This is a genomic window from Rhodococcus gannanensis (genome assembly GCF_042681175.1).
Taxonomy (GTDB): domain Bacteria; phylum Actinomycetota; class Actinomycetes; order Mycobacteriales; family Mycobacteriaceae; genus Rhodococcus_G; species Rhodococcus_G gannanensis.
This window is the reverse complement of sequence record NZ_JBHUFB010000008.1, coordinates 39364-65380: the sequence shown is the minus strand read 5'-3', so window position 1 is coordinate 65380 and position 26017 is coordinate 39364. Positions and strand designations below refer to the sequence as shown.

25 protein-coding genes and 1 pseudogene are annotated in these 26017 nt (G+C 66.0%); 6 read left to right on the top strand and 20 right to left on the bottom strand.

Annotation, left to right across the window (positions count from 1 at the left end):
* Positions 1-7 precede the first annotated feature (7 nt).
* The 3 genes from ACFSJG_RS06105 to ACFSJG_RS06095 are packed head-to-tail and all read left to right on the top strand — an operon-like array spanning position 8 to position 5729.
* A complete protein-coding gene (locus tag ACFSJG_RS06105; protein WP_378484324.1) occupies positions 8-2737 on the top strand; it encodes a DUF262 domain-containing protein in 2730 nt (909 codons plus the stop codon).
* A complete protein-coding gene (locus ACFSJG_RS06100) occupies positions 2738-4999 on the top strand; it encodes a 3'-5' exonuclease (protein ID WP_378484323.1) in 2262 nt (753 codons plus the stop codon). It begins immediately after the preceding gene.
* Between the two features lie 16 nt (positions 5000-5015).
* Positions 5016-5729 (top strand): hypothetical protein, encoded by a 714-nt coding sequence (locus ACFSJG_RS06095; protein ID WP_378484322.1) that lies wholly within the window; start codon positions 5016-5018, stop codon positions 5727-5729.
* A gap of 243 nt (positions 5730-5972) precedes the next feature.
* Here ACFSJG_RS06095 and ACFSJG_RS06090 read toward each other — a convergent pair whose 3' ends face one another.
* From ACFSJG_RS06090 to ACFSJG_RS06030, 13 genes are all read right to left on the bottom strand, one after another.
* Positions 5973-6236 (bottom strand): hypothetical protein, encoded by a 264-nt coding sequence (locus ACFSJG_RS06090; RefSeq protein ID WP_378484321.1) that lies wholly within the window; start codon positions 6234-6236, stop codon positions 5973-5975.
* A gap of 120 nt (positions 6237-6356) precedes the next feature.
* Positions 6357-6755 (bottom strand): hypothetical protein, encoded by a 399-nt coding sequence (locus ACFSJG_RS06085; RefSeq protein WP_378484320.1) that lies wholly within the window; start codon positions 6753-6755, stop codon positions 6357-6359.
* 5 nt (positions 6756-6760) lie between these two features.
* Positions 6761-7285: a DUF3558 domain-containing protein gene (locus ACFSJG_RS06080; RefSeq protein ID WP_378484319.1), complete on the bottom strand. Its 525-nt coding sequence runs from the start codon at positions 7283-7285 to the stop codon at positions 6761-6763.
* A 197-nt stretch (positions 7286-7482) separates the two neighbouring features.
* Complete coding sequence (locus ACFSJG_RS06075; RefSeq protein WP_378484318.1) at positions 7483-7929, bottom strand: barstar family protein; 447 nt, start codon at positions 7927-7929, stop codon at positions 7483-7485.
* 61 nt (positions 7930-7990) lie between these two features.
* Entirely contained in the window at positions 7991-8341 is a 351-nt protein-coding gene (locus ACFSJG_RS06070; protein ID WP_378484317.1) for a hypothetical protein, read from the bottom strand.
* Between the two features lie 55 nt (positions 8342-8396).
* Positions 8397-8762: an Imm50 family immunity protein gene (locus ACFSJG_RS06065; RefSeq protein ID WP_378484316.1), complete on the bottom strand. Its 366-nt coding sequence runs from the start codon at positions 8760-8762 to the stop codon at positions 8397-8399.
* A 120-nt stretch (positions 8763-8882) separates the two neighbouring features.
* Positions 8883-9152: a hypothetical protein gene (locus tag ACFSJG_RS06060; protein WP_378484315.1), complete on the bottom strand. Its 270-nt coding sequence runs from the start codon at positions 9150-9152 to the stop codon at positions 8883-8885.
* Between the two features lie 147 nt (positions 9153-9299).
* Complete coding sequence (locus ACFSJG_RS06055) at positions 9300-9845, bottom strand: hypothetical protein (protein WP_378484314.1); 546 nt, start codon at positions 9843-9845, stop codon at positions 9300-9302.
* 179 nt (positions 9846-10024) lie between these two features.
* Complete coding sequence (locus ACFSJG_RS06050) at positions 10025-10285, bottom strand: hypothetical protein (RefSeq protein WP_378484313.1); 261 nt, start codon at positions 10283-10285, stop codon at positions 10025-10027.
* A gap of 611 nt (positions 10286-10896) precedes the next feature.
* Positions 10897-11286 carry a hypothetical protein gene (locus ACFSJG_RS06045; protein ID WP_378484312.1) on the bottom strand — a complete coding sequence of 130 codons (390 nt, stop codon included), beginning with the start codon at positions 11284-11286 and terminating at the stop codon, positions 10897-10899.
* A gap of 330 nt (positions 11287-11616) precedes the next feature.
* Positions 11617-11856, bottom strand: a complete 240-nt coding sequence (locus tag ACFSJG_RS06040; RefSeq protein WP_378484311.1) for a hypothetical protein — start codon at positions 11854-11856, stop codon at positions 11617-11619.
* 437 nt (positions 11857-12293) lie between these two features.
* A complete protein-coding gene (locus ACFSJG_RS06035; protein ID WP_378484310.1) occupies positions 12294-13778 on the bottom strand; it encodes a hypothetical protein in 1485 nt (494 codons plus the stop codon).
* Between the two features lie 91 nt (positions 13779-13869).
* Positions 13870-14256, bottom strand: a complete 387-nt coding sequence (locus ACFSJG_RS06030; RefSeq protein ID WP_378484309.1) for a hypothetical protein — start codon at positions 14254-14256, stop codon at positions 13870-13872.
* 103 nt (positions 14257-14359) lie between these two features.
* Here ACFSJG_RS06030 and ACFSJG_RS06025 point away from each other — a divergent pair.
* A pseudogene (locus ACFSJG_RS06025) lies at positions 14360-14560 on the top strand (transposase); the annotation flags it as partial.
* A gap of 22 nt (positions 14561-14582) precedes the next feature.
* Here the strand turns inward: ACFSJG_RS06025 and ACFSJG_RS06020 are convergent.
* The 6 genes from ACFSJG_RS06020 to ACFSJG_RS05995 all read right to left on the bottom strand — a co-directional run bounded on the left by ACFSJG_RS06020 (position 14583) and on the right by ACFSJG_RS05995 (position 21720).
* Complete coding sequence (locus tag ACFSJG_RS06020) at positions 14583-14966, bottom strand: DUF3696 domain-containing protein (protein WP_378484308.1); 384 nt, start codon at positions 14964-14966, stop codon at positions 14583-14585.
* The gene (locus tag ACFSJG_RS06015) at positions 14954-19771 is read right to left on the bottom strand and encodes a putative T7SS-secreted protein (RefSeq protein WP_378484307.1); all 4818 of its coding nucleotides are present in this window, start codon (positions 19769-19771) and stop codon (positions 14954-14956) included. Before ACFSJG_RS06015 ends, ACFSJG_RS06020 begins: the two co-directional genes overlap by 13 nt.
* Positions 19768-20289, bottom strand: coding sequence for a hypothetical protein (locus ACFSJG_RS06010; protein WP_378484306.1), 522 nt, complete (start codon positions 20287-20289; stop codon positions 19768-19770). The genes ACFSJG_RS06015 and ACFSJG_RS06010 overlap by 4 nt, the downstream gene beginning before the upstream one ends.
* Positions 20286-20660 carry an SseB family protein gene (locus ACFSJG_RS06005; protein ID WP_378484305.1) on the bottom strand — a complete coding sequence of 125 codons (375 nt, stop codon included), beginning with the start codon at positions 20658-20660 and terminating at the stop codon, positions 20286-20288. Before ACFSJG_RS06005 ends, ACFSJG_RS06010 begins: the two co-directional genes overlap by 4 nt.
* 149 nt (positions 20661-20809) lie before the next feature.
* Positions 20810-21208, bottom strand: coding sequence for a hypothetical protein (locus tag ACFSJG_RS06000; RefSeq protein ID WP_378484304.1), 399 nt, complete (start codon positions 21206-21208; stop codon positions 20810-20812).
* A 5-nt stretch (positions 21209-21213) separates the two neighbouring features.
* Positions 21214-21720: a DUF3558 domain-containing protein gene (locus ACFSJG_RS05995; RefSeq protein WP_378484303.1), complete on the bottom strand. Its 507-nt coding sequence runs from the start codon at positions 21718-21720 to the stop codon at positions 21214-21216.
* Between the two features lie 186 nt (positions 21721-21906).
* Here ACFSJG_RS05995 and ACFSJG_RS05990 point away from each other — a divergent pair, with 186 nt between their 5' ends.
* Positions 21907-23238 (top strand): T3SS (YopN, CesT) and YbjN peptide-binding chaperone 1, encoded by a 1332-nt coding sequence (locus ACFSJG_RS05990; protein WP_378484302.1) that lies wholly within the window; start codon positions 21907-21909, stop codon positions 23236-23238.
* Positions 23239-23547: 309 nt separating this feature from the next.
* Positions 23548-24129 (top strand): T3SS (YopN, CesT) and YbjN peptide-binding chaperone 1, encoded by a 582-nt coding sequence (locus ACFSJG_RS05985; RefSeq protein ID WP_378484301.1) that lies wholly within the window; start codon positions 23548-23550, stop codon positions 24127-24129.
* A 114-nt stretch (positions 24130-24243) separates the two neighbouring features.
* Here ACFSJG_RS05985 and recD read toward each other — a convergent pair.
* A partial coding sequence (recD, locus tag ACFSJG_RS05980; protein WP_378484300.1) for an exodeoxyribonuclease V subunit alpha occupies positions 24244-26017 on the bottom strand: 1774 nt, incomplete at its 5' end.

Below are 26017 nucleotides of genomic sequence, written 5' to 3'. Positions count from 1 at the left end.
GTAGGCAGTGAAGGGCAGCATCAGTCGGATCACCGAACTCTTCGACGGAAACAGCAAGCACCTGCTGATCCCCGTGTACCAGCGCAACTACGACTGGAAGCTCAAGCACTGCGCCAGGCTTTTCGACGATCTGGTCGACATCATCCGCGAGGACCGCAAAACGCACTTCTTTGGCGCGATCGTGGGAAACCCGGAGACATCCTTCACCTACGTCGTGATCGACGGCCAACAGCGGCTGACCACCACCAGCCTGCTGATGCTGGCGCTCGTCCACGCACTCGACGACGGCACCGTTTCCTCCCAAGATCCGAACCTGGCGTCCGATATCCGCGACAGCTATCTCGTCCTCAAGTCCAGGAACGACGCGATCAAATTCAAGCTCAAACCGGTCAAGAACGACAATGACGCCTACAGCCGCCTCCTGCGCGGAGACACTCCGATCGAGGCGTCCACCATCACTGCCAACTACCGGTACTTCCGCGAGCGGATCGGCGGCGGCGAACTCGACGGTGACCAAATCTGGGACGCCATCTTCCGCCTGCAGGTGATGGCGCTGGACCTGGAGCAGCAGGACGATCCCCAGCGGATCTTCGAGAGCATCAACTCGACCGGCTTGGAGCTCAGCGAAGCCGACAAGATCCGCAACGTGGTGCTGATGCACCAGCCGAGCCACGAGCAAGAGGACCTGTACGAGAATTACTGGAACCGCATCGAGAAGGCCGTTGAGTACCGCACCGACTGGTTCATCCGCTTCTACCTGGTCTCCAAGACCGGCAAGACGCCCCGGCAGGACGCGGTGTACGAGGCGTTCCGCGACTATCAGAAGAACGCCAAGGCCAGCACCCGCGAAATCCTCTCCGAGATGCGCGACTACGCCGAGTACAGCCACGAGCTCAACAGCGCCAGCACCGGCATCGCCGCTGCGGACAAGCGACTGCGTCGCTTCAACATGGTGAAGCACGATGTGACGCTGCCGCTTACGATGCCCCTGCTCGGCGAGGTGAAGTCCGGCACGGTCACAGCCCAGGACTTCACCAAAGTCGTCGAGATTCTCGATACCTACATGTTCCGGCGTTTCATCAGCGGTATTCCGACTCACGGACTCAACAAGATCTTCGCCACCCTGTACTCCGAAATTCACCGTCTCCGTGGCGCAGGAGACCGGTTCTCAGACGTGCTGGGGTATTCGCTGCGACGACGGGCCGCGACCGGTCGGTTCCCGAACGACGATGAGTTCAAGGAGTCTTTCGCGACCCGCAACCTGTACAACGTCAAGGGCGAGAACCGCAGCTACCTGTTCGAATGCCTAGAAAACAACTGGTCCAACGACACCCACGATATCGCCAAGGCGCTGGAAACCCAGTCGATCAGCATCGAGCACATCATGCCGCAGACGCTGACGGCGGCATGGCGGAAGGACCTGGGCCCCGACGCCGAAGAGATCCACGCCACCTGGTGCAACCGCATCGGCAATCTGACCGTGACCGGCTACAACTCCAGCTATTCCAACTCCGCGTTCGCGGACAAGAAGAAGCGCGACAACGGGTTCGACGCCTCGCCCTATCGACTCAACGCCCTGCTGAAGGCATCCGAGGTGTGGACGGTGTCGCAGCTCGAGGAGCGAACCCGGGAACTGACCGCCGTGGCACTGAAGTACTGGCCGTTGCCGGCCACGGATTTCGAGCCGTATGCGCCGCCGCTGCCGGCGGTACCGATGGGCGACGACGAGTCCTTCACCAACCGCGTGATCGTATCGTTCGAGTACGGCGACACACGCAAGACGGTCGCAAGCTGGAAGGACGCCTTCGTAGACGTGATCCGTCTACTCGTCGACGAACGACGCGAGGAGGTCTTCGCCTACGCCGGAGAATCGAACGACTTCTCCGTGGTTGAGGATTCGCACGAAGTCTCCGCCGGTGAATCCCTTGCGGTTCCGGGCCTGACGGTCGTGACCTCGACCTCCACCAGATCGAAGCTGGCGGTCCTCCGGAAGCTGTTCAACCACCTCGACGTGGACACCGAAGACTTGGTCTTCACGCTCCGCAACACCGACTCCCTCGAGCCCGAGGTCCCCATCGACGAACCCGGCCCGTATGCGGAGCTGACGAAGTTCATGCCCAGCATGGAGGAATTCTCATCCTCTGCCGTCACGGCCGATGACACCCGTGATCTCCGCGCCGAGTTCACCACCGCGTTCGCGAAGTTCACTGTCGCGAATCCGCAGGCGGCACTTCCGGGCAAGAACCTGCCCGACCTGGAGACCGATTCCTTCATCGAGAAGGCGACGGCCGATGACGTTCTCGCCGCCCTGAGCATGATGTTCCAGGTCGAGGGCATGATGCCCCAGTTCCATCGACTGATCGCCTCAGGCACTGTCGTGCGGTGGCTGAACGCACTGACGTCGGACCCTGTAGTCAGCACAGGCAGCGCCGATCAGTCCGGCACCGCTGCCGCAACTACGCTCGCCCCACGGTGGCAGGAACTGTTCGACGCCACCGTCTCCGACGTCGAGAAGCAGCTGGTGATCGCCCTCGCCGCAACCGACATGCCTGTGCCGACCGCCGGCCACGAATTCAACGACGGCGAGGTCGTCGACTTCGCGTGGGTCGACGCCCGGGTCGGAGTGATTCTCAACCCCGACGACAGCACGGCAACCATGATGTCCGAAGCGGGCTGGACGCTCTGCCCGCCCGATGCAGCACGGATCGCGGCAGCGATGAAGAACGGAGTGATCTAGGTGGCGAATCTGGTCATCGCGTCGAACAGCAAGGCGATGCCGAAGCTCGACGGCTCGATCAAGAACAAGGTGTGGGCGTTCATCGAGAAGCTCTCCGCCGACCACACCTCCCCTGGCCTCCATATCGAGCCGCTCAACGCTGCCGTCGACCCCCGCGTCCGCACGGGAAGGGTGGACCTTCACTTCCGAGCGATTCTGTTCAAGATCGACGACAAGCTCGGCGACGACCCGACCTTCATCTACATGGGCACCTGGCCGCACGACGAGGCCAACAAGCTCGCCGAACGTTCCCGGTTGCGGGTGAACCCGATCAACGGTGTCCTCGAGGGCATCATCGGAGAGCTCGACGGCGAGAACGACCGCAAGAAGCGCACTGTCGTCCCCGACCCGCGGGGAGAACTCGATCGTGCGATCAAGGCGCAGACGAAGTCGTACCTCGCGGAGCGTTTCAGCCTCGCCGACCTCACCGGCCGGCTCGGTCTCGATCCTGACCTCGCGGAGCGTGCCTACAACGCCACCGACGAGGACACGCTCCTCGACATCGCGGCCAACGCCGTCGGCTGGCAGGGCAGTGCCCTCCTCGACCTTGCGACCGGCCTGCACATCGACACGATCCGGGAGAAGCACGGCTTCTCCGACATCCCCGTCGACGACGCACTCGACGAGGACGAGCAGATCCTCAAGGCGCTCGAGCAGCCGGCATCGAAGATGCAGTTCACGTTCGTCGAAGACAACGAGGAGCTGCGCCGCGTCATCGAAGGCGGCGACTTCGCCGCATGGCGCACCTTCCTGCACCCCGAGCAGCGGAAGTACGTCGAGCAGAACCACAATGGAGCGTTCCGGCTGTCGGGTGGCGCCGGCACGGGCAAGACCGTCGTCGCGATCCATCGAGCACGTCGTCTCGCCCAGGCCGACCCGACTGCACGGATCGTGCTCACCACGTACAACAAGACCCTCGCCACCGACCTCAAGGCCGCGCTGCTGACGCTCGACCCCAATGTGGCTATCGCGGACCGACTCGGCGAGCCGGGCATCTACGTCGGAGGGATCGACGCCCTCGGTAACGCCGTCCTGAACCAGTCCGGGGACATCGCCGACGCCGCCGAGAACGTGCTCGGGTACCGCGGCGCGGAACTCACCCACCTCCGGACCAACATCGACAAGACGTGGCGCGACGTGGCCCAGTCGGTGAGCAGCGGCCTCGACGCCAAGCTCGCCACGCCGGGTTTCCTGGAAAACGAATACGTCGCCGTCGTTCTCGCGAACAAGGTGACCACGCTCGAGCAGTACGCGAAGGTCGCCCGCCCCGGTCGGGGTGTACGGCTCAGCCGGCCTCAGCGGATCGCCGTGTGGAAGCTGGTGGAGGCATACCGCCGACAGGCCCGAATGGACGGCAGCCTCAGCTTCCCCGAGGTGCTTGCCCTCGCCGCCGAGCAGCTGAGACTGCGGGCCGAGAAGAGCAAGGGCCACTTCGCGGATCACGTGCTCGTCGACGAAGCGCAGGATCTGCACGCCACCCACTGGGCGCTGTTGCGGAACCTCGTCGCGGAGGGCGCGAACGACCTCTTCATCGCGGAGGACTCGCATCAGCGGATCTACGGTCAGCCGGTGGTGCTGTCGCGGTTCGGGATCAAGATCGTCGGACGGGCACGACGCCTGACCCTCAACTACCGCACCACAGCCCAGAACCTGCACTTCGCGGTCAGCATCCTGTCCGGCGCCGAGTACAAGGACCTGGAACAGGGCGAAGAATCGACAGCCGAGTACCGGTCCGTTCGGTTGGGCCCCAACCCGCAGCTGGTCGAATGCACTGATGCCGCTGACGAACTCGACAAGGTTGCCGACCTCGTGCGGTCGTGGATCACGCCGGAGGAGGGCTCCGACGAGCCCGCCGTCGACCCGTCCACGGTCGCCGTCCTCACCCGAGGCCAGGCCGATCGCAGCCAGTTCGTGCGGGCACTCGGCGAACGCGGCATCGACGCACGCGCACTCGACAGCAACCCCGCCGCCCCCGGCCACGTGCAGGTGCTCACCATGCACCGGTCTAAGGGCATGGAGTTCTCCCGCGTCATTCTCGCCGGCGTCGACCACGCCCACGTCCCGTCCGCCGCCACCCTCCGTTCCGTCCCCGAAGAGGAGCGGGACGAGGCGATGTTGCGAGAGCGGTCGCTGTTGTACGTCGCCGCGAGCCGGGCACGGGATGCGCTCGTGGTGACGTGGAGTGGGAAGAAGTCCGAACTGTTGGGGAGCCCGTCGGAATAGGACTGGAGAACAGACCGTGGCCCAATTGAGGCGCACCGGTGTCTACCTGCACAGCGGCAACCCAGAGTCGAAGGCGCGCACGCCCCGCACTGGCGGACGCGACGTCAAGAGCGCGGGCGTGTGGGACCCAGAGGGCAATAAGGAATCCGGCCCCAAAGCTAACCCCAAGACCGGAAAAAGTCTCGTGCAGAGGGCAAAAGGAAAGAAGGCCGGGACTGCGTGCGGATGGTGTGGCGGATCAGCCAAGAAGCCTCAGAATGGCGCGCCTGCGCGATGTGGCCGCTGCAAGCGACTGGAGGACAAGATTGCGGACGCTGCGCGCTTCCTGGGGGCACACGGATTGCGTCCACTGGGAGCTTCACTCGACTCCGAGTCGACCGACGAGGCACACCATCGCGAGTCGGCGGCTGCTGCTCGGCGGGAACTGAACGCGGCCTGGAAGCGACCAACCAAAGCCAAGCGGCCAAGACCAGAGCCGAAGTCCGCGGGCAAGAAGACCAAGGGAGCTTCCTCACAGCGCACTTCACCCAAGGAGGCGGCGAACGCCAACCACAGCAAAATCAGAAACACCCGTACCCCAACGGTCACGCACAAACTCGCCAAGCTGCGCGCCAGGATTAACGACGAGAAGCGACGCGGCGCACTCGACACGGCGGCAGGGCGTGCCCGAGTCAATCAGTTGGAGGCCGCGTACCGGAGAATCGCGGTACAGGCTGCAATCACGCCATGATCAGTTGATGACATCCGCCTCTCCCTGGCGGTCCGACGGCGGGTGTCTCCATTCGAAGAATCAGCGTCACGGGATTCAGGTACCCATCGCGATTCGGACTCTTTCGCGTGGATGGGAGCCCGGTATGGCGGCTTCGTCCCGTGTCAGCTCACCGTGCGCCGCCGAGTGCAATCGGAGGGCAGCCGTGTCGCTGCCCTCCGCCGAGCAACCAGCCCCGCTACAGATCGGGAACAATCCACTGGCTCAGTTCGGCGCGGCCGATACCGTTTCCGCATTGGCCACGCCCGCGCGCTTTTCGTCCCCTGCGGCAATCTCACGCGGCGCGAGCCCATTCGCAATGACGAACGTCATCAGCCGCGACAGCGATCCGCGCACTTCACGCATCATGGTTATTCGTGGCGACTTGGCGTCTACGAACGCCTCGAGCCTGTTGATTTCGACCGCGACTTTCGTCTCGGTGGCGGCGAGATGATACCAGAGGTTTATGTCGAAGGGGAGGTCCGACATATTGCGGGCATGTTCGACGACGACCTTAGAACGAGTGACTTGAGGTCGAGCGCGGGGTCGATTGACGCTGATTGGACGCGCCGACCACCACTGGGGTTCCACTCGGGCAATCAGCTGTGGTCAGAGTTCGGATTCGATACTGCCGAAGGACGCCGCATTCGCGTCCTCCGTCGCCGCATAGCTCGCACCGATCTGCATGAACATTGCCTTCATCTCCGTGACGACGGCGATGTGATCGCTCAGCGCCTGAACCATCGAGTACTCGCCACCGACCGCCAACAAACTCAGCTTCTCCGCGACCGCGATCCCACTCGGAAGCGTGCCGAAACTACCCCGAACCGTCAGCGTCATTGCTTGCTCCTTGAGGATCTCGAGCTTCTCGATGAAGCGGTCACAGTGCTGCGCACACCGCTCCGCCACACCATCCGCGAGTTGCAGCTCACCCGCCGCAGCAGCCTGACCGAGACTTGCCCACCGCAAGACCGAATCGCTCGGGTTGGGAATTACTTCGTCCGACATTCCCACTACTCCGGAATCCATGACAACAGCCCGAGCGTCGCGGCACGGGCAATCCCGCACGGATCATCGGGTACCGTCCGGCCCTCTCTCACAGCAATCAACACCGCACCCCCGTCCGACTCCACAGCGACATAGCAACCCGTTCGACCCTTGTCCGCGACCATCCGAAACTGAACCCCCTCGCGGTCGCCGACCTCGACATCCTCGAATTCCCCGAACACGGGATTTTCCCGTACCTCCGATAGCGGGTGGACCGTCGCCTCGATCCTCAGGAAGTGACTGCGACTGTCGTGCCTCCAGACACATCCCTTCCATCCCGGGGTGCTGACGCCGAGAATGTCCCGCGACTCGCTCGCCGGATCCATCCCCAGAGCCGCCACGGCCTCGTCGGGTATGTCGTCACACGGCGAGAACACCGGATCGGTGGCTTCAGGCGCCGACTGCGCCTCACCCTCGACCGTCGCATTGCCGCACCCCGCAACCAGCGCCGCCGCACACACGACACCCGCCGCCAATCTGATTCCGCTCACACGATGTACCGCCACGATTGGTTGGACGCACCAGGGACCCCGCAGGTTCCACCGAATCGAACGAAGCCAAATCCTGCCTGGTCGAGAACCACCCGAGGCGGCTCGCGATGAGATGGTCGAAGCCGCACCTTGCGTACGTTCGAGATGTGGGCGTCCACTACACGCGGGAAGCTGACGGCAATGACCGACCGAGCCGGCTACGAGGTGGGTCCCGGGTTCTCCGACGACCGCGCATTCAGCAGTTGCTCGGCACCGTCGCTACTCGTGCACACGAGCACGGTGTTGAACGCGACCACGCCGGCGCCCCACTCGGGACCGAGTCCAAGCATTCGCGACCAGGACCGTCCGGCCTCGTCGAGCAGGCGAACGAACACCTCGAGTTCGTGGGGAGCGTCGACGAGAAGGTCCTCGGCTCCGGTGATCACCGTCAGATGGATCGCAGTCGGGCGACCGGACGGGGTTGTGAGGCATTCGTCGAAGGCGTTCCAGTTCCGACCGAAGTACCCGGGGAACTCGAAGGTCGCAGCGTAGCAATCGAATACGTCCTCGGCAGCCGCGAGTGCAGAGCCGTCGAGGACGACGACCCGACCTCCGCGCGCTTCGGCGAAATCGACCAGGGCGGGCACGTCGACGTCGACCCCCACGTGCAGCCAGGCCCGACGGAGGACACCACCGAGTCCCCTGTCACGAGCTGCGGCCCGCCACTCATCTCAAGCCCTTCAGCACCTGATCGACAACCTCCTCGATTCCCGGAGCACCGTCGTAGTAATACTCCCAGAACCCGACATGGGCGACCGCCGTGAATCCGATGGTGACGCAGTTGCCTGCGTCAGAGGTGACGCCCCAGGAGTCGGGGGTGCGGTTGTCGACGATGTCGAAGATCTCGGCGGGCCATACGGATATCCCACCGTTCCGATCGACGATCCGATAGTCGACTGAACCAGGCGGCAGGACGAGCATCTGCAGGACCGGGCAGATGTCATCCTTCAGTTTCGGGTACCGCGCACCGGCACGGCTCGTGGGAATCAGGTCCAGATCCTTCAGCTTCACGATCATGTTCTCCCCCAGTCCATCCATTGCTGGTGATGACGCCCGTGTCCCACCGCTTCGCTCATCCGCACGGCCACGGCGTGGTCCGGCGGTGATAGGCCGACATCTTCGAGATCCGCAGCCACTCGGCGGTCGCCTTGATCCGGGGGGCCTCCCCGCACGTCAGCTCGATCAGCCCTTCGGCATTCCGGACCACCTCGAGATGGGCCTCCATCTCCGTGCCCCACCCGTCGATCGTCACGCTGCGCAGTGTGGAGAACTCGAGCTCGAGCTGAATGGTGTTCGACTCCTGCGCAACCCATTTCGCCGGCGGATTCTCCGGATAGTTGGCAAGGTCGAACCGCAGAAGCAGGGACGCCGCGCGTCGGTCCAGTCGCACCTCGCTCAGCTCGACCGTTCCGAGCGGCGGATCGATACCACCGAACACGGCCCCAGCCCCCTGGCGTCGGTGAGGAGATCCACCCAGCTCAACGCGTGCCCCCTTACTCATGAAGACTCGCGACGGTACACGGTCGCCCCTGAACTGCGCGCCGCGGCGCGGTTCGCGCTACTCGGTGGCCAAGGGCCCATGAACCAGGCATCCGAGCACTTCCTCGGCATCGTCGAACCAGATGGAGACCGTGTTGTCACCACTCGACAAGTACGCCATCCATACCCGATCGCCACCGGCCACTTCGAGGCGCGCGGCGAACTCAACCAGACCGGGTACGTGGTGGCCACGCTCAGCGCTGTGCCGCAGTCGGCGCCGGAAGATGGTCGTGACCGCGTCGCGCGAACCGCGCCGGAACTCGATGAGCGGACCCGCGTGCTCGGCCACCACTCGCCCCGCGACACGCGCAGCAGCCGGTTCGAGTGCCAGTCCGCCGACTTTCCCTTGGACGACACGCACATCGGTCCATCGGATCTTCCCATCCACTCCCGGCACAGCGGGTTCCGTCCTGTCAACAGATTCCACGACTTCCCCTCACTCCTCCACCGACGCCGACATCAGCAACCTTGCCACCGCATCGATAGTCCCAGTGCCTGCATACAGGTCGATACCGGCGACGTGGTCGTCGAACTCCCCGAAGCCGCGCAGCAGAATCGCACCGTCCTCGGCGGCCGGAATGAACGCGCGCAGCAGGTCACCCCGGTCGGACGCACACTCCTCCAGCCCGCGGAGCGCGTCGCCGATACGTCCACACCAGGCATCGGATTCGGGATGCAGCACGCACAGCGCGGGACGAGTGCGCGTCACCTCGACGGCCGCGCCCAGCTCTTCCAGTTCGCAGTCGATCCAGCCGGCAAACTGCACCTTGCCGTCGTCGCGCCCCATCGGGAAGTCGTGGCGACGGCCGCGCGGAAGTACGACGGCATCGCTCTCCCACTGCCGCCACAGCCGGTTCCGCTGAGCCATCGTGGCCGCCAGTCGGTTGGGTGGCGTACCAGGCCAGGACACCGCGACCAGGGACAGGCGCAACGAGCCCGCAGCCGACAGCGCCGCCAACGCGGCCGCGGCGACTTCTGCCATCCCCGCCGCGTGCGATCCGCTGCCCACCCGTGTCTCGATACCGAGCACGTCGAGCGCACGCAGATTCGCCGACGACTGCTGTAGCAGTGGAACTTCGGAACACGCAGCCCTGTTGACGGACAGGGAACCGACGTCGTCAGTCCCAGTGATCAGCGGTCGCGGGTGGGCTTCCTGCGGCGTCACACCGGTGTCCCCCGATTCCATCCGGGCTTGATGATGAGACGGTCGTCGTTGATACGGCGCCTGCACTCGGTGACGAAGTCGAGGGCGTCGAGCGGGTTCCGCACGAACCTCCCGTACTCGACCTCACCGATCTCGTAGTACTCGTAGTCGACGGCACGGGAGCTCACGGGAATGGAGACGAACTTCCGCCCGGAGTCCTCCTCGACGCCGATGGAGAACCGATGCTCCCGCGACACGTAGGTGTCCGCGAACTTCATCTCTTCGATCCCTCTCCACGTGTTTCGAACAGCCGATGTCCTCGGGACCTGCCGTTACGCGACGCCGATCGCATCCGTACCCACGATCCGGAACCTCGATCCCCATTCTTGACTTCCGTCTTCGGATACGGACTGCGCCACTCGGTCAGGTCTGGTTGCGCCTGGTCGAGGTCGATGACGTCGCCTTCGTGGTAGTACCCGCGACGGAAGTCGATGTCTAGGACGGCCTTCTGCACGTGAAACCTCACGGCAAACCGGTCACCGTCGACCACCATCCGGTGGCTCATGATCGACCGTGAGTACGGCCGGCCGACCGGCGCGGATACGGTCCAGTCGAGCCGGCTCACCCCTTCGAGCACCATCAGTCCGGTGTCACCACCGATCTCGTCCAACCCCGTGCGTCGATCGACGATGATTCCGACTATCGAGTCGATGACATTGCACCGAACGTCGACAACCACGCACTCCTGCAGTAAGTACATCGTCGTGCCGGAACGGACTCCATTCGAGCCCCGCGCCGTCACACCCGAGTCCGGGTTCGTAGAAGCAGCTTTCGAGTGTCGTCACACGAACCCCATTTCGCGATCAACAGCCGTCGAGTTCGCGGGCATCTATGTTCCGGTCGGAAACAGTGCAATCGCACTCGGCGAAAATTCGATGAACGCACCTACCTCAGGCGTCCGACTCTCGTCCGCCAGTTCGACCATGGTGACACCCGGTGACAGATCGAGAACGACGACACCGTTGTCCGAGGTTGCCGCGACGACTCCGCGCACGGTCACGCGGCCCCGGACGGTCGAGATTCCCGCCATGGCGTGGCCGGCTTCTACGACATCCCAGTCCACGACCGGATCAGGAACCTCGACCTCGACGTCGACGGACGCACCGGCATCGACACCGGACTCCCCCTGCCAGACCGCGGGCCACTCGACCCTGGTCGACGACGAGACCACGACCCGGTCACCTGCCCGCAGCGCAGGCGACGCGATGGTCACCCTCACCGGTCCGACCGCCGAACGGTGGCGAGCAGTCGATCACACAGGCGGCCGACGTCGGCGGGGTCCGCCCACCCAAGCGACTCGCTGGTCACCCGACCGTCACGAACCGACCCCATGTGCAATTCCGCCGATCCGGACTCCCACAACGTCAACGATCCGAGCAGTGTCCGTCCGTCCAGGTCCACTGTCACCGACCTGGGATCAGTGGCACCCGACTCCGAAACCGACAGGGACAGTTGCTCGACGTGTGCCGTCACCGAGTTCGCCTCCGCCCAGGCGTCGACGGTCGCCCGCAATGACACAACTGGCCTGCGGCGTTGAACTGCAGCATTGTCACCACCCACCGATCGCTGTCTCGAAGGTTTCGACCGAGATCTGCTCGGACCGAGAGACATCGAGTTCGTCGCCAATCACGACCACACCGGATCCTCCGTCGATCATCACGTTGAAGACGTCGAGGGTCACGTGACGCACGACCCTGTATGCAGCGGCTTCGATCACCCCGTCGAGCAGCATCCGCCGCGTGCACCCATCGCGCTCGACCTCGACGAAGTCGCACAGCACGTCTCCCACGTTTCTCCCTGTCAATAGATCGTTCAACGAAACAGGAGCACATCCTTGACACGAACGTGCCGGCCGACCGACACCTCCAGCGAGCCTGCTCGCCCACATCGAAGTTGACGGTCAGGACGACATCCGCGGGAGTCTCCCGGAGTGCGAGTGAGGTCGCGGCCTCCCGATAGACGTCGACTGCTCGAACACCGTCGGGCCACACGACGAGCCGGGCCGATCGCCCCAGCGAGTCGAGAACGAGTTCGAGCTGCTCCCCACTCTCCACGTTCGCCCGGATCGCGACCACACCCGTCTCACCGTCGACAGGTGTGACGCACAATCTGTCGTAGGTAGCCAGCTCGTCGAGGTCCGGCAGGACGAACTGCCGATACGTCACAACATCTCCCCGCGACTCGGACACGGCCGGACCGAATCCCCAAACGTCCTTCGCTCATCGATCACGACGCCCGCGGTACTGCCCAGTCGAACGACAGCCCGGCACGGGCGGCGACATCCCGCTGCGGGGAATCCGGCAAGCCGCTCTGCGGCAGGAACTCGGCTACCCGTGCACGTCGGTCGTCTGTCGGCTGCCGATGGTGAGCCATCGCGGCGCGGATCGCTCGACCCGCACCGTGCAGCAGTGGGTCGGTGTCCCCGCATGCGCGTAGATCTGCGATGACGGCCTCCCACCCTCCCCTCGCGCGGCACAGCTTCCACGCTCGGCACCGGGTCTCGGGGGTGTACGCCGACCACATGGGCTCCGCATCGGTCACCGTCCAGAGTCCCGGCTGGGCAGCGAGAACGGCACGTGCCCATCGTGACTCGCCACGCGGGCCGGAACTGACGCGATCGAGCAGCCAAGACACGTCGACCGACTCAGCGCGACCGATCATCAGACGAAGTCCCATCGCCCGCAGCGACGCCGCACGATCACGGGCGAGGGAGCGGCATTTGGCGACGTCCGGCGTGTGCCCACCTTCGGAGAGACCGAGATGTGCGAGCGCCCGCGCCCGCGCCGGTTGCGCCACATCGGCGACGATCTGCCGGTATGTCGTAACCGGATCCTCGCCGACCTCCGACCATCTGCGGCGCGCCCACAACCGGACCAGGGCGGAGCGGTCGACGAGGAGTCGGCGGAGGTCCTCGCGAGCGAGAACGTCCGCGTCGAAGCGGGCTAGGGCGGCAGCACGGTCGGCAGCCGAATTGCCCTGCAGGAGAAGACGAGCGACCACCTCCGGATCGGCCGACCGCAGGACCACCTTGCCGAGCGTCCGCTGGACAAGGACGTCGCGCTCGCTCGCATACCTGGCAACGCCCTGTTCGACGCCGAGCACTCCGAGTTCGAGTGCGTGCTCGTGGGCGTAGCGCCGCAGACGTACATCGCTGTTGGCCATCAGGTGAGTCCACACGGTGTCGATGCCGTGGACCTCCTCGACCGCCGCCAGGTAGTCAGCGAACACCTGCGTGCGCCAACCCCGATTCCACCTGTGCAACGTGAACAGCACCGGCACGATCACCTGCATCAGATCGAGATCGAGCCGGCACATCACCGCGGCGGACGCCGCACGCCGGATCGGGTCGACGTGGTCACAGGCGCGCACGGCAAGCGTCCGGGCAGCCGACACGTCTTCCTGGGCCGCGAGGACGATCACCGCACGCTCCCGAACATGCCCGTGTGCAAGCACGCTCGCGGCGATCGCAGCAGTCGGGTGCGCGGCGAGGACGTCCGTGGTCCAGCAGCGCTCCATCTGAACCCGCTGGTCCGGCGAGGTCCACCGGCGTCGCGCCCGCTGGTCGAAGCGCACCAAGTCGTCGGCGCTCAGCTCACCGAGCCACTCGCTGAACGCGGACAACTCGGCCACATTGCCTGCGACGCTGGCCGCGACGAGCTGCGCCGCACGCCGGTCGAGGGCGCCGAACCCTGATCCCCACACGCTATCCACCGATCGATCCCCCTGACCATCCGAACAGGTGACGATGTCCCGCCTCCTGCTCCTCGAACGCCTCCATCTACTCCGTCGGATCCGAAGCCGTTCAACGGAAGTCGCTCAGCGCTGCGGTGAACGAACCCTGCGGGGTGTACAGAGACCAAGGCTCGTAGTCGGAATCGGTCTCCATTGCGAGAACAGTTCCGTCCGCGAACGCGAGCAACGCAACCTCGGGGTGGTCTGGTGCGTACCCGAACGTCGCTGCGATTCGCCCTGCCATCGAGCCGATCACCTCGGCGGCAGAGGATTCGACGGAGGAGTCACCGTCGACGACGCGCGCATCAGGGTAGGACAACCACCAGCGACAAAAGACGATGACGTGCCAGTCGCTACTGAACAGCGTGAAGAATCCGGGAGACGCTTCGACCCGAAGGACCTCACCCGGAAGCGACGCATTCAACGCCCGCGCGGCATCGTCATAGCTCGACAGCATCAGTTCAACTCCTCATGCGTTACCTGGTCGCGGTGGTGCGGGCCGGCGCCATGTTCCACAAGGGCAAGCTCCTCGAACGGCCCGTCGACATCACGCCGCATCCGTCGGCCGGAGTCTGTGGCGACGCCGCCGCGAGATCCTCGCCTACTTCGATGTCGGGGTGTCGAACGGCCCGGTGGAGGCGATCAACGGCCGCCTCGAGCACCTACGCGGCATCGCCCTCGGGCTCCGCAACCTCAACCACTACATCTTGCGGTCGCTGATCCACTCCTGCCAGCTTCAGGAACGGATCAACGCACTCTGAGTCGGGAAGAGCCAGAGAACGATCACCGAAGCGAGTCGGGATCAGGGAAGCTCGGGTCCTTCAGCAACTCGTCGACGATCTCCACCGCCTCCGGTACCCCATCGTAGTAGTCCTCCCAAAACCCCACGCGTACAAGACGTTCGTACCCGATCGTCACACCGTTCCCCCCATCCGGAGACACCCCCCAGTTCTCCGGAATCGTGTTGTCGACGATGTCGAACATGTCAGCGGGCCAGAACGAAATTCGACCAAATCTGTCGACTATCCGGTACTTCACCTCAGACTGCGAGAGAAGAAGGATCTGCAGAACAGGACATGTCCCGTTGTTCAACGATGGGTATCCAGCACCGACACCGATGCCTGAGCTGCCGTCGACGTCCTTCAATCTGACTATCATTTCGACCACGAAATCCTTGACTTGTAGTCCAGTTCGTACATTACTTCCTTGGTTCGCTCGTTCATGTAGAAATGAACCTCGGCTTTACCGTGCTGCCATGGTATCGATTCGGTGCGATACTTTGCCCACTCACGAACATCCTCCCCCCTCATTTCCACCAAGCGCTTGAACTCCGGATTGTTGATGCTTTGTCCCGGGATGATTGATATCGGAGATTCCAGCTTGTCGGGGTGCAGTCGCCCATCGTCGAGAACCGTTCCATACAGTTGCTTCTCGAACAGTTCTTCGTTCAACCGGTCAAGTGTCGACGCGCTTGATGCCGGGAGCCCGCACGCCTCCGGCGTCAACCCCAGTGGGTCGATCCACTCCGTCGGATTGTGGGGGTATGCACTCGGATTCGCCGCCGGTGCCAGCCCGAGCGGGTCCTGCGAGGTGTACCGTCCGAGCGCGGGGTCGTAGTAGCGGTGCAGGTTGTAGTGCAGGCCGGTCTCGTCGTCGCAGTACTGGCCGGGGAAGCGGAGCGGTGTCGACTCCCCCTGCCAGGTGGCGCGGCCCCACAGGTCGGCGGACGCCGAGCCCCTCACGGTGCCGGCGTCGGGATCGACCAGTTCGACCGGTGAGCCGACGAGGTCGGTGACGATCGCGAAGAACTCGGCGTCGACCCGCGACTGCGTCAACGGGGTGAACCCACCAGGTTGGTACGTCCACCGCGTGACGTCGCCCGCGGCGTCCTGTTCGACGAGGCGTGCGCCGTCCCACGTGAAACGGGTCCGTTCGGTGACGCGCCCGTTGTCCGCCACCTTCGACTTGGTGGTCCGGCGACCGTAAGCGTCGTAGGTGTATGCCCAGCGCTGTCCGTCGGGCGTGACTACCTCGACCAGCTGGTCGAACGCGTCGTACCGGTAGTGCCACACATCGGGTTTGCGGGAGATCCGGGTCACGACCTTGCGCACGAGCCTGCCTGCGGCGTCGTGGTGGTAGCGGGTGCGTCCGTCGCTGGTGATCAGGTTTCCGCTGTACTCACGGCGGCCGTCATCGACCTGGGTGATGTTGCCGAGCGCGTCGTAGCCGTAGCGCTCGCCCTGCCCGTCACCTCGGGTAACGGTCGTGATCCGTCCGGCCGGGTCCAGCGCGTACTCGGTGTTCAGGTGCCCGTCGTTCGCGACCGTGGAGTGACGGGTGAGGTAGCCGTCCGCGCGGTACTCGTACGCGTCCTCACGGAGCACGCTGGTCACGGCACCCGCTCCGGAGTCGAACCCGAAGTTCAGCGACTTCACGGGATGCGCGGTCACGGTCCGCGCCGCCAGACGCCCGGACGGCGTGCGGGACTGCGCCACCGCGATCTCGCCGAGCTGCCATCCCGAGGCCATGCCACGCGGGTCATGGGTGAACGCGACCGTGCGGCCGTCGGTGATGAGTGTCGACAGCCGTCCCGCCGGATCCCACCGCCACGTCGTGTCGCCGCCCGACGCGCTCGACCGGCGAGTGCGTCGGCCGGCGAGGTCATATTCGAACCCCGATCGGCGTCCGTCCACCGTCTCGCTCGATGCGAGACCTGCTGCGGTGTAGTCCAGTTCGACTGTGTGCGCGACGTCATCGAGGAGTCCCGACTCGGCGACGGTGATTCGGCCGGCGACGTCGTGGGCGAATCGGCGGAACTCGCCCGTATCGGCGCGCACCTCGGTCAGTCGACCGAGGAGGTCGTAGCTGTGGGCGCGGGTGACGCCGGCCGCGGCCGTCACGGTCGCGGGCCTGCCCATCGCGTCGCGGGTGTAGGTGGTGGTCGCTCCGGTGTAGTCGGTTTCGGACACCAGTCGACCGGCCGAGTCGTATCGGTAGGTCCAGGTGTCGCCGAGCGGGTTGGTCACGGCGGTGAGGCGCCGCTCGGTGTCCCACGTGTACGTGGTGGTCGTGCCGTCCGGGTCGGTGCGTGCCGAAAGCAGGTCGAAGGAACCGTACGTGTACGCGGTGACGCCACCGACCGCATCCGTGTGGGTGAGGAGATTCCCCTCGCCGTCGTGGCTCCACGTCTCGGTCGCACCGTCGGCATCCGTGGCCTCGATCAGCCGGCCGCTGGGTGACCACCGTCGGGTGGTGACGGCGCCGGTCGGGTCAGTGACGCGGACGGGCCGGCCGAATCCGTCCCGGTCGATCCGAGTCACGGCGCCGGACGGATCGGTCACGGCGATCGGCAGCCCCGCCGCGTCGCAGTCGACGAGGGTGGTCGCGCCGGTAGGGTCGGTGACGCGGGCGATCGCGCCGGTGTCGTGATGCCCGTACGACGTCCGCGCACCGATAGGGTCCGTGACGGCGACCAGTCGGCCGCGCTCGTCCCAATACTGACGGGTCGCCGCGCCGTCCGGGTGATGCACAGCGGCAGGTTGTTTCGGTGCCGCGTAGTCGACTGCGACGGTTGCGCCGTCGGGCCGGGTGATGCGGGCGACGTCCCCGTCGGGCGTGTACGAGTAGCCGGTGACGGCGCCGTCCGGGGTGCGGACCCGCAGCGGCTCGCGTCGGCTGTTGTAGTCGGTGTGAGTGTGGCCACCGACCGGGTCGATCAGATCACGCAACCGCAGATCCGAGTCGAAGCCGTGGGTGGTGGTCGAGCCGGAGGAATCGGTGACTACGGTGATACGCCCGGTGGGCAGGTCGGTGTAGTCGAAGCGGCAGTTCATGATTCCCGCGGTGCCCCGCTGGAGCACGACTCGACCGTCCGCGTCGTAGGTGTTGTCCATGCGGGTGCCGTTGTCGTCGACCCACGCGAGCATCCGGCCGTCGGTGTCGTACTCGAATCGGGTGACGCCACCCTCGCCGGTCGTCACCGAGGTGAGGTCACCGTGGGTGTAGCCGAAGCGGCGTACCTGCACCGCTTCGTCGCCGTCGACGACGGACAGCGACGTCACCCGTCCCTCAGCTGCCGTCACGAGCACCCGGTAGCCGCCGGAATGCACGATCTCCCGCGGCGCACCGTTGGAGTCGTGGTGGAACACGATGCGGTTGCGATGGCGGTCGGTGATCGCACTGATCGACATGTTGCCGAGCGCGACATCCACCCCGCCGAGTTCGACCTTCGGCGCGAAGTGCCAGGTGATCCGGCGGTCCGGGTCGTGGACGCGGTAGCCACCGGTGTCGGTGCGGGTGAGCGGCCAACGCTGCCCGGACGTCGGCACCACCTCCGCGTCAACCTTCGGATGCGGGTAGGTGAGCATGACGCCGTCCTCGGCGAGGAACGTGACACCGGCTTCCTCGACGACGACGCGCAGGTCGAGTGTCGCCGACCAGCTCGGGCCGAACCAGCGTCCGAACCGGTAGTTGGATCTGTGTCGACGACCGAGCCTCAGTGGCAGCACGCCGGGCAACGCGAGATCGGTTTCCGGAAGCAGGAATTCGCCGGTCGCAACGTCGACTGGGTCACCGCCCTCGGTGTTCTGGTGCCCGGTGCGGTCCGCCTCGACTCCGCTGTCCGTCGCGCTCTGATGCGCGCCGCCGTCCGCGTCGGCGAGTTGGCTTGGGGTGGGCGCTGGATCGTGCCGGACGTCGGTGTCCGGCGACCCGGCGTCGGCCGATGTCGGGGAAGTGTCGTGGTCGGCGGTCGAGTTGGGTACGTCAGCCGGCTCGGGTACGGGCGCATCGTGTGTGGTCGGAGCGGGCGAGTCGGGAACGTCGGGGTGATGCCCGTCCGGCAGGCGGTCGGCGAGTCGCGCGGCGTCGCCGAGCCCATCGGCGACGTCGACGATGTCCTCCGTCGTGCGAGCAACGAATCCGGCACTCCCGGCACCACCGGTCGCCAGGGTGAGGAGTGCATCCCCGGTGAGGCTTCCCATCGCCTCGAACGGATTCTCTCGGAAGTCCGTCAGCATCGCCTCGACGACAGCTCCCGGATCTGACGCGGCGATGACCAGCCCGCTCGCCAGCTCCGACATCGACTCCGCGTACTCGGCCGGGTGACTCAGGTTGTAACTATCGGTGGGGTTGACCTGGCGGACGAACCCGACGATCCCGGTGACCGAGGTGACCAGCCCTGAAGTGAAGTTGATGCGAGCCATCTCCTCCATCCCGTACAGGTCGGTCGCGTTGGCGAACATGCGGTCGGTGAAGGGCGGCTCGGTCGGTGCCATCTCGGTGGCCCCAGACAGCTGGGACACGATCTGGCCGGCGATGCCGTCGCGTTCGGCGCGGGCTCCGCGGAGGATCTCTGTGGCCGCGACCTTGGCTTCGCTCCAGGTGTCGGTGGCGTCGTCACCGGCCGCGGCCTCGGCCAGCTCGGCTTCCTTCCACAACGCGATCGCGTCCGCGGCTCGCCGTTGAGCCGCCTCGACTGCATGGCCCCACGTCGTGAGGCTGTTCGCAGCCGCTGTCATTGCCTCGGCTGCGTCGCCCCACAGTCTCGGCTGCTGGTCGTAGACAGCGTTGAAAGCGTCTGCGGCACTGCCGGTCCAGCCGGCAGCGTCGATCGTCGCGAGGGAATCACCAACCCCGGCGATGCTGGACGCCAGTTCGTTGAGGACAGTGGTGGCCTCGTTGATCGCTGCCGCGTCGCCGCGCACGAGGTCTCGCGGGTCGCCGGTCTGACCGAGTTCGAGTTCGTCGATCGCGCCACCGGTGATGTCGGCGACGCGGTCACCGAGATCGGTCAGTGTGTCCGCGATGGTGTCCGCGCCGAGGTTGCGGGCGGTCCGCGCCGCGCCGTCGATTCCGGCATCGATCACCTGCCCGACCATTTCGGCACCGGATTCAGCTGTGTCCGTGACGAAGTCGCCGACCTCGTCGACGACTCCCTTGGCGTCCTCCCACCGGTCACTGAGCCAGCTCACTGCGGTTCTCCCCCATCGCCTGTCACGGCGTCGGCCGCGGTCGCCGCATTCCCCTGAATCGACTGGTACGCGTCAGCGAACGAATCGGCGCTGTAGTCGGCGTTCACGACGTTGTTGATCGGGTTGTCCGCCAACGTCTCGCCCCAGTCCCGGTCGGCGATCTCCTCGCTGCTCAGGTGCGGGTTGCCGAAGATGTCGGTCCACGCCGTCTTGAACATCGTCTCGGCCGTCTGCTCCATGTCGTGGTACCGACCGGCGTTCAGGTCGAGAGTGCGGGCGATCGAGTTCGCCGCCTGCACCAGGTGACGGACACCCCAGGACCAGCGTTCGACGAACTCCTCGAACGACGCCTGCACGTCGTGTCCGCCGGCTTCCAGTGGCGACAGTGACAGCAACGAGAACCCACGTCCCATCGAGGCGGTTTCACCGATGCCGAGTTCGGCCAAGGAGTCGGTGATCGCGTTGATTCCGGCCGCGGCCTGGACGAGGACCTGCGGATCGACCTCGAGGTCACTCACGCCTCCACCTGCTCGACGTCCGGCGGAAATGCCATCGGTGCCTCGCCGGCGGGGTCGACCACGACGCCGGTAGGTCGTGCCAACCCAGGGAGGATCTCGTCGAGGATGCGGTGGCCGAACAACGTCCGGAATCGCGCGGGCACCGTCTCGCCCCGCGCAGCGAGGTACGTGGCGTACTGCTCCTCGTCGGTGAACACGCACAGCCAGTCGATGCCGCGGACAGTGCTGGTGAGAATCCGGTCGTCGTCGGTGACCGGAAGCAACAGGAGCGCGTCCCGTAGTGCGGCGGTCAGCGCGGCCGGATGCCCGAACCCCTGACGAAACGCGTCGATCTCGGCACGCAACATCGCGCAGCCGTCAGTACTCGTCACCACCACTGTCCCCCTGGATCGATGCTCTCCCCCACCGAAGCCGAGTCAGCATATCGGTGCCGCCGGCCGCACCTCTCATGACCAACATTGGTGGGTCGAAGGGTCCCGTATCCGCGCCCCCGACGGCCGCGGATACGGAACCGCGCCGGTCAGACCTGCGGATCGATGTTTCCCACGGCCGCGGTAGTGGCTTCTTCCGTCGCGACGTAGTTCGCACCGATCTGCTGGAACATCGCCTGCATCTCCGTAACCACGGCAATGTGATCGGTCAGGGCCTGAACGAGTGAGTACTCGCCGCCCTCCGCCAGCAAACTCAACTTCTCGGCGACGGCAATACCACTTGGAAGAGTGCCGAGGCTGCCACGAACGGACAGCGTCGTCGCTTGTTCCTTCAGTTGAACCAACTTGTCGATGAATTGGGAGCAGTGCTGCGCGCACCGCTCCGCTACGCCATCCCCGAGTTGGAGCTGACCGGCAGCCGCGGCCTGCCCGAGACTGCCCCACTGCAACACGGAATTGCCCGCGTCCTGGACTACTTCGTCCGGCACTCCCACTACTCCGGAATCCACGACGACAATCCCAGTGTTGCGTCCCGTGCGGTCGCACATGGGTCCTCGGGGACGATTCGCCCCTCTTTCACCGAAGTCAAGACCACGCCCCCATCCGACTCCACAGCGACATAGCAGTCCGTTCGACGCTTGTCGGCCGCCCTTCGAAACTGAACACCCGGACGGCCGCCCACGTCGATATCTTCGAACTCCTCGAACAGAGAACTGCCCCGAACCTCCGACATCGGGTGGACCGTCGCCTCGACCCTCAAGAAGTAGCTATTACCGTCGGTCGTCCAAACACATCCATTCCACCCGGGGGTTTTGACACCGAGGATGTCCCTCGACTCGCTGGCCGGATCCATCCCCAACCCGGCCACCGCCTCGTCGGGAATGTCGTCACACGGTGAGAACGTCGGTTCTCCGTTCCCCGAGTCAGTGAGCGCCTCGCCGTCGACCGTCCCCGTGCCGCACCCGGCGACAAGCGCGACCGCACACGCGATGCCCGCCACCCACCTCATCCTGTCTCCACCACGAACTGCCACATCCGGTTGGACGCACGCCGCCCCCCGCCGGTTCCATCGGAATTGCAGGACGTCGACTGCCCGCAGCTCACGACGTTCCCTCTGCACAGGCGGACGCCGTCGAGCGTGCCGGCTGTCCCCTGCTTCAGAGTGACGGGCCGCCTCAACTGAGTGATGCCCCTGTCCGATCCCGACAGACCGGGGCTTGTCGGTGCCTCCCCGTACCGTTGGCCGCACACGAGGAACGGGGGAATCATGGTTCAGTCCGGCACCTTCGACGCGGCGGTCGAGGGTTCGTGGCGGGAGTTTCGCGGCACCCTCGCCAACCTGTTGGCGGCGATGAGCGGCCCCGACTACCTGATCATCGGAGCTGCATCGGCGAACTTCACGGCTCTGTCGGTGACGGTGGAGTTCCAAGTTTCGGATGGTTACCTCGTGTGCGTCGCTCGATCTCTTGGTCTTTCCTCCGACGCCGCTCTTCTCGATCTGTTGAGCGCGCAAGGATGGGGGCCGTCCGACAGGGCGAACGGCGTCCGAATCGACGTTCCGATGCGCTTCGCGGATCGCGCAGCCTTCCTGGCTGTGTCGTTCCTGCGCGAAGTCGGCAGTATTCACCATCCCTGTTTCATTCAGGCTCGCGATTCAGCGGGCCCGGTGGAATTCGTACGTCATTCGGACAGCATTGCCACCGACGCGGACTCCGTGCCGCCGCCTGTCGAGTATCCCGCCGATCATCGCGAACTTCAGGACGCGATTTCCGCCGCGCTGGAATGGAAGCACGGGACTCCTGCCGTCATGGACGAGGCCGGGGACTTCGTCATCACGATCGGCGGACAGCTCGGCTTCGTGCTTCCCCATCCGGAGAGGCCGCAGCTGCGCATTCTGGTTCCGCTGCTGACCGCGGTCACCGGGCGCACTCGAGCCGCGGAACTGCTCACCGAGCTGAATTCCGACTATGCGTTCGTTCGCCTGATCCTGATCGGCGATCAGGTCAATGCCGCGATCGATCTGCCGACCGCGCCGTTCTCGGCGATGCAGCTCAGTGACCAGCTCAACTGCATGGCCGCATTCCTCGAAACGGTCGACGACGAATTCGTCGAACGATTCGGCGCGCAACGGGCCGGTCTGGACGAGCCCGATTCCGACGACCAGGACGCCGAGCTGCCCGCGGGACTCCTCACGCTTCTCCACCTCGATCCCGACGGCGCGCATGCCCTCGACGGCGAGGAGGTCGCGACGGTGTGCGACTTCGACCGCGACACCATCCTCGAGTACCTACACATCAGCGAGGAGCAGGTCGTTGCCTGGCAGACGCGGGCCGACGAGGCTCACGACGCGGGTGACTTCGACGAGGCGGATGCGTGCGCACATGAGTCGACGGGCTGGGAACGCACCGTCACATCGCTGCGCGCGGCACTGCGTGTCGTCACGCTCGGTGCGCAACGTCGTCCGAACCAACTCGACCTCTTCGGCAACCAGATCGAGCAGCCGGATCATCGTGGATGAAGCCTGTCGGACGCTGCTGTGAGTTCCAGCCGCTCGCCGGCTGCCGGCGCAACGGCGATGAACGCGAACTCGACCGCGTGACACCGCAGCTGAACCTTCAGAACTGCGACGGCTGATCACATCGGCAAGGCCGAGACGATCCAGGCGGAGGGGCACTCCGCCGCGGGCACCGCCCACCACGCCGACCCGCCGCCGGCGAACTGCCCGTTCCGTCCGTCACTCGGCAACCGCCTGTTCACCGGTTCGCGCTACGGTGGACGGCGCCCCGACCGGGTTCACCACACACGTTTGACCAGCAAAAGAGGAACGATGACCGACCTGAACGACCAGCCGCTGCAGCTCGACGGCGCTTTCGCGATCGCCACCGAGGACCACGACCAGCTGCTCGCGCTGACGGTTCGGGCCCTCACAGAGTTCCTCGGCGACGCCCCGGAGACCGACGAGGACGGCGACGTGGTCGTTCCTGTCCACGGGTTCGGCCTGTTCGTCACGGTCGCGGAGGACGCGCCGCAGCTGCACGTGTGGGCGTCGCTCCTCGACGGTCTCACCGATCGCGCGAAGGCGGCCGAGCAGCTCGTCGAGCTGGCTCACGAGTGGCCGCTGCTGCGCTTCGTCCTCGACGGCGAGCACCTGCTGGCCTCGACGTTCCTGGATGCGGACCCGTTCGCACCGCAGCACCTGCTGAACGTGGTCGACGAGTTCCACGACCTCACGCACACCCTCGACGACGACTTCGCCGCCCGGTTCGGCGGCACCCTCGACTGCGACGCCGACGACGTCACCTACGCCGGCGTGTGCGGTGGCGGGGGCTGCGGCGACGACTGCACCTGCGGACACGGCGACGCGGGTGACCTCGGCGAGACCATCCCCGTCGGGATCCCGCAGGACTGACACACACCAGTCTCGGATGCACCCGGCAATGGAACGTCAGGGGCGCCGGTAAGAGGGTCGGAGACCTGCACGAGGCCCCGGCGGACGAACTGTCCGCCGGGGCCTCGCCGCATCTCAGCCTCGCCGTAGACCGCTCGCTCGCCGCACCTTCCGGCGCACCCCTTCCCGGACCGCGTTCTCCGTGCCGATGATCCGCACCTTGTCCTTGGCGCGGGTGATCGCCGTGTACAGGAGTTCGCGGGTCAGCAGCGACGAGCGCTCGTCCGGCAGGACGACGGACACGGTGCCGTACTGGCTGCCCTGACTGCGATGGATCGTCATCGCGTACACGGACTGCGTGGACGACAGCCTGCTCGGATGCAGCAGCAACGGTTCCGCGCCCCGCGCGAACGCCGCGACGAGTTCGCCGTCGCCGCGGCGCACGACGACGCCGGTGTCGCCGTTGTAGATCTTCGCGTCGTAGTCGTTGGCGGTGACGAGCAGCGGGCGACCCGCGGTGACGGCGTCCGGATCGAGACGGTGCCCGACGGCCTCACCGATCCATTCCAGCGATGCCCGCTCCCACCACGAGACGCCGTACGGTCCGTCGCGGTGAGCGCACAGCAACCGGTGCCGCTCCGACAGCTCCAACGCCGCGGCCACGTCGCCTGCCTCGGCGGCGGCAGCCACCGCCACGGCCGTCTCCACGATCTGGCGGCGCAGCCCGTCGAGGTCCGCGGGTGCCAGGAACTCGATCTGGTCGCCGCCGGCACGCAGCAGGTCGACGACGCGGTCCTCGTCGGCGTCGCGGACGGCGTCGGCGAGCGCTCCGATGTCCCGGTCGAAACGCCAGCCGCGGGTGAGGCGAACGATGCCGCCCCGCAACCGGTCCCGCTCCTCCGCGCTCCACCCGTCGAGGTCCGATCCGGCAACCCGGTCGAGCACCGGATTCGCCGCGACCGTCACCGGCCTGTCGACGACGTCGGCGAGCACGGCGCCCGCATCGACCGACGCCAGCTGGTTCGGGTCGCCGACCAGGATGAGACGGGCCTGCGGGCGCAACGCTTCGAGCAGCTGACACATCAGGGTCAGCGACACCATCGACGTCTCGTCGACGACCACGACGTCGTACGGCAGGTGGTTGGTGGCGTTGTAGCGCGGTCCGTTGTGTCCCCACCCGAGGAGCCGATGCACCGTCGACGCGGCGAGGGTCTGCGGCAGACCGAGCGACGCATCCTGATCCCGCACCGATTCCTGCAGCCGCGCAGCCGCTTTCCCCGTCGGAGCCGCGAGCCCGATACGCAGGCCGTCGCCGTGGAGGCGGCGGAGCGCGGCGAGAACCCTGGCGACGGTGTGTGTCTTGCCGGTGCCCGGCCCACCGGCGATCACCGCCGTCCGATGCGTCGCCGCGACCGCGACCGCCACGCGTTGCCGGTCCGGCTCGCGGGCCGGGAACAACTCGGCGAGCACCGCCCGGAGGCGGTCCTCGTCGACGTCGGGGTGGTCTCCTGCGCGGGAGTCGAGGATGCGGCGAACCGTTTCCTCCTGCCGGTGGTACTTCTCCAGGTACAGCAGCGGACCGTCGGCGGTGTCGACGAGCCGCAACGGCCGCAGCGGTCCTGCCGCACCACCGACGACGAGGGGGCTGGCGCGTAGCGCCGCGACCAGCATCGACGGGTCGGGCCAGGGCAACGCGTCGAGATCGATCTCGGAGCCGTCGGCGGCGACCACGGCATCCAGACCGATGTCGCGAAGGCCGTCGACCTCCAGGCACACCGACCCGGACCGGACGGCCCGCACCGCCAGCGCCGTCGCCAGCACCGCGTGCTCCGACCCCTCCCCTGCCATCTGGGCGAGCCGCAGCGCGATGTGGACGTCGGAGGCGCCGAGCACCCCGGCCTCGTTGAAC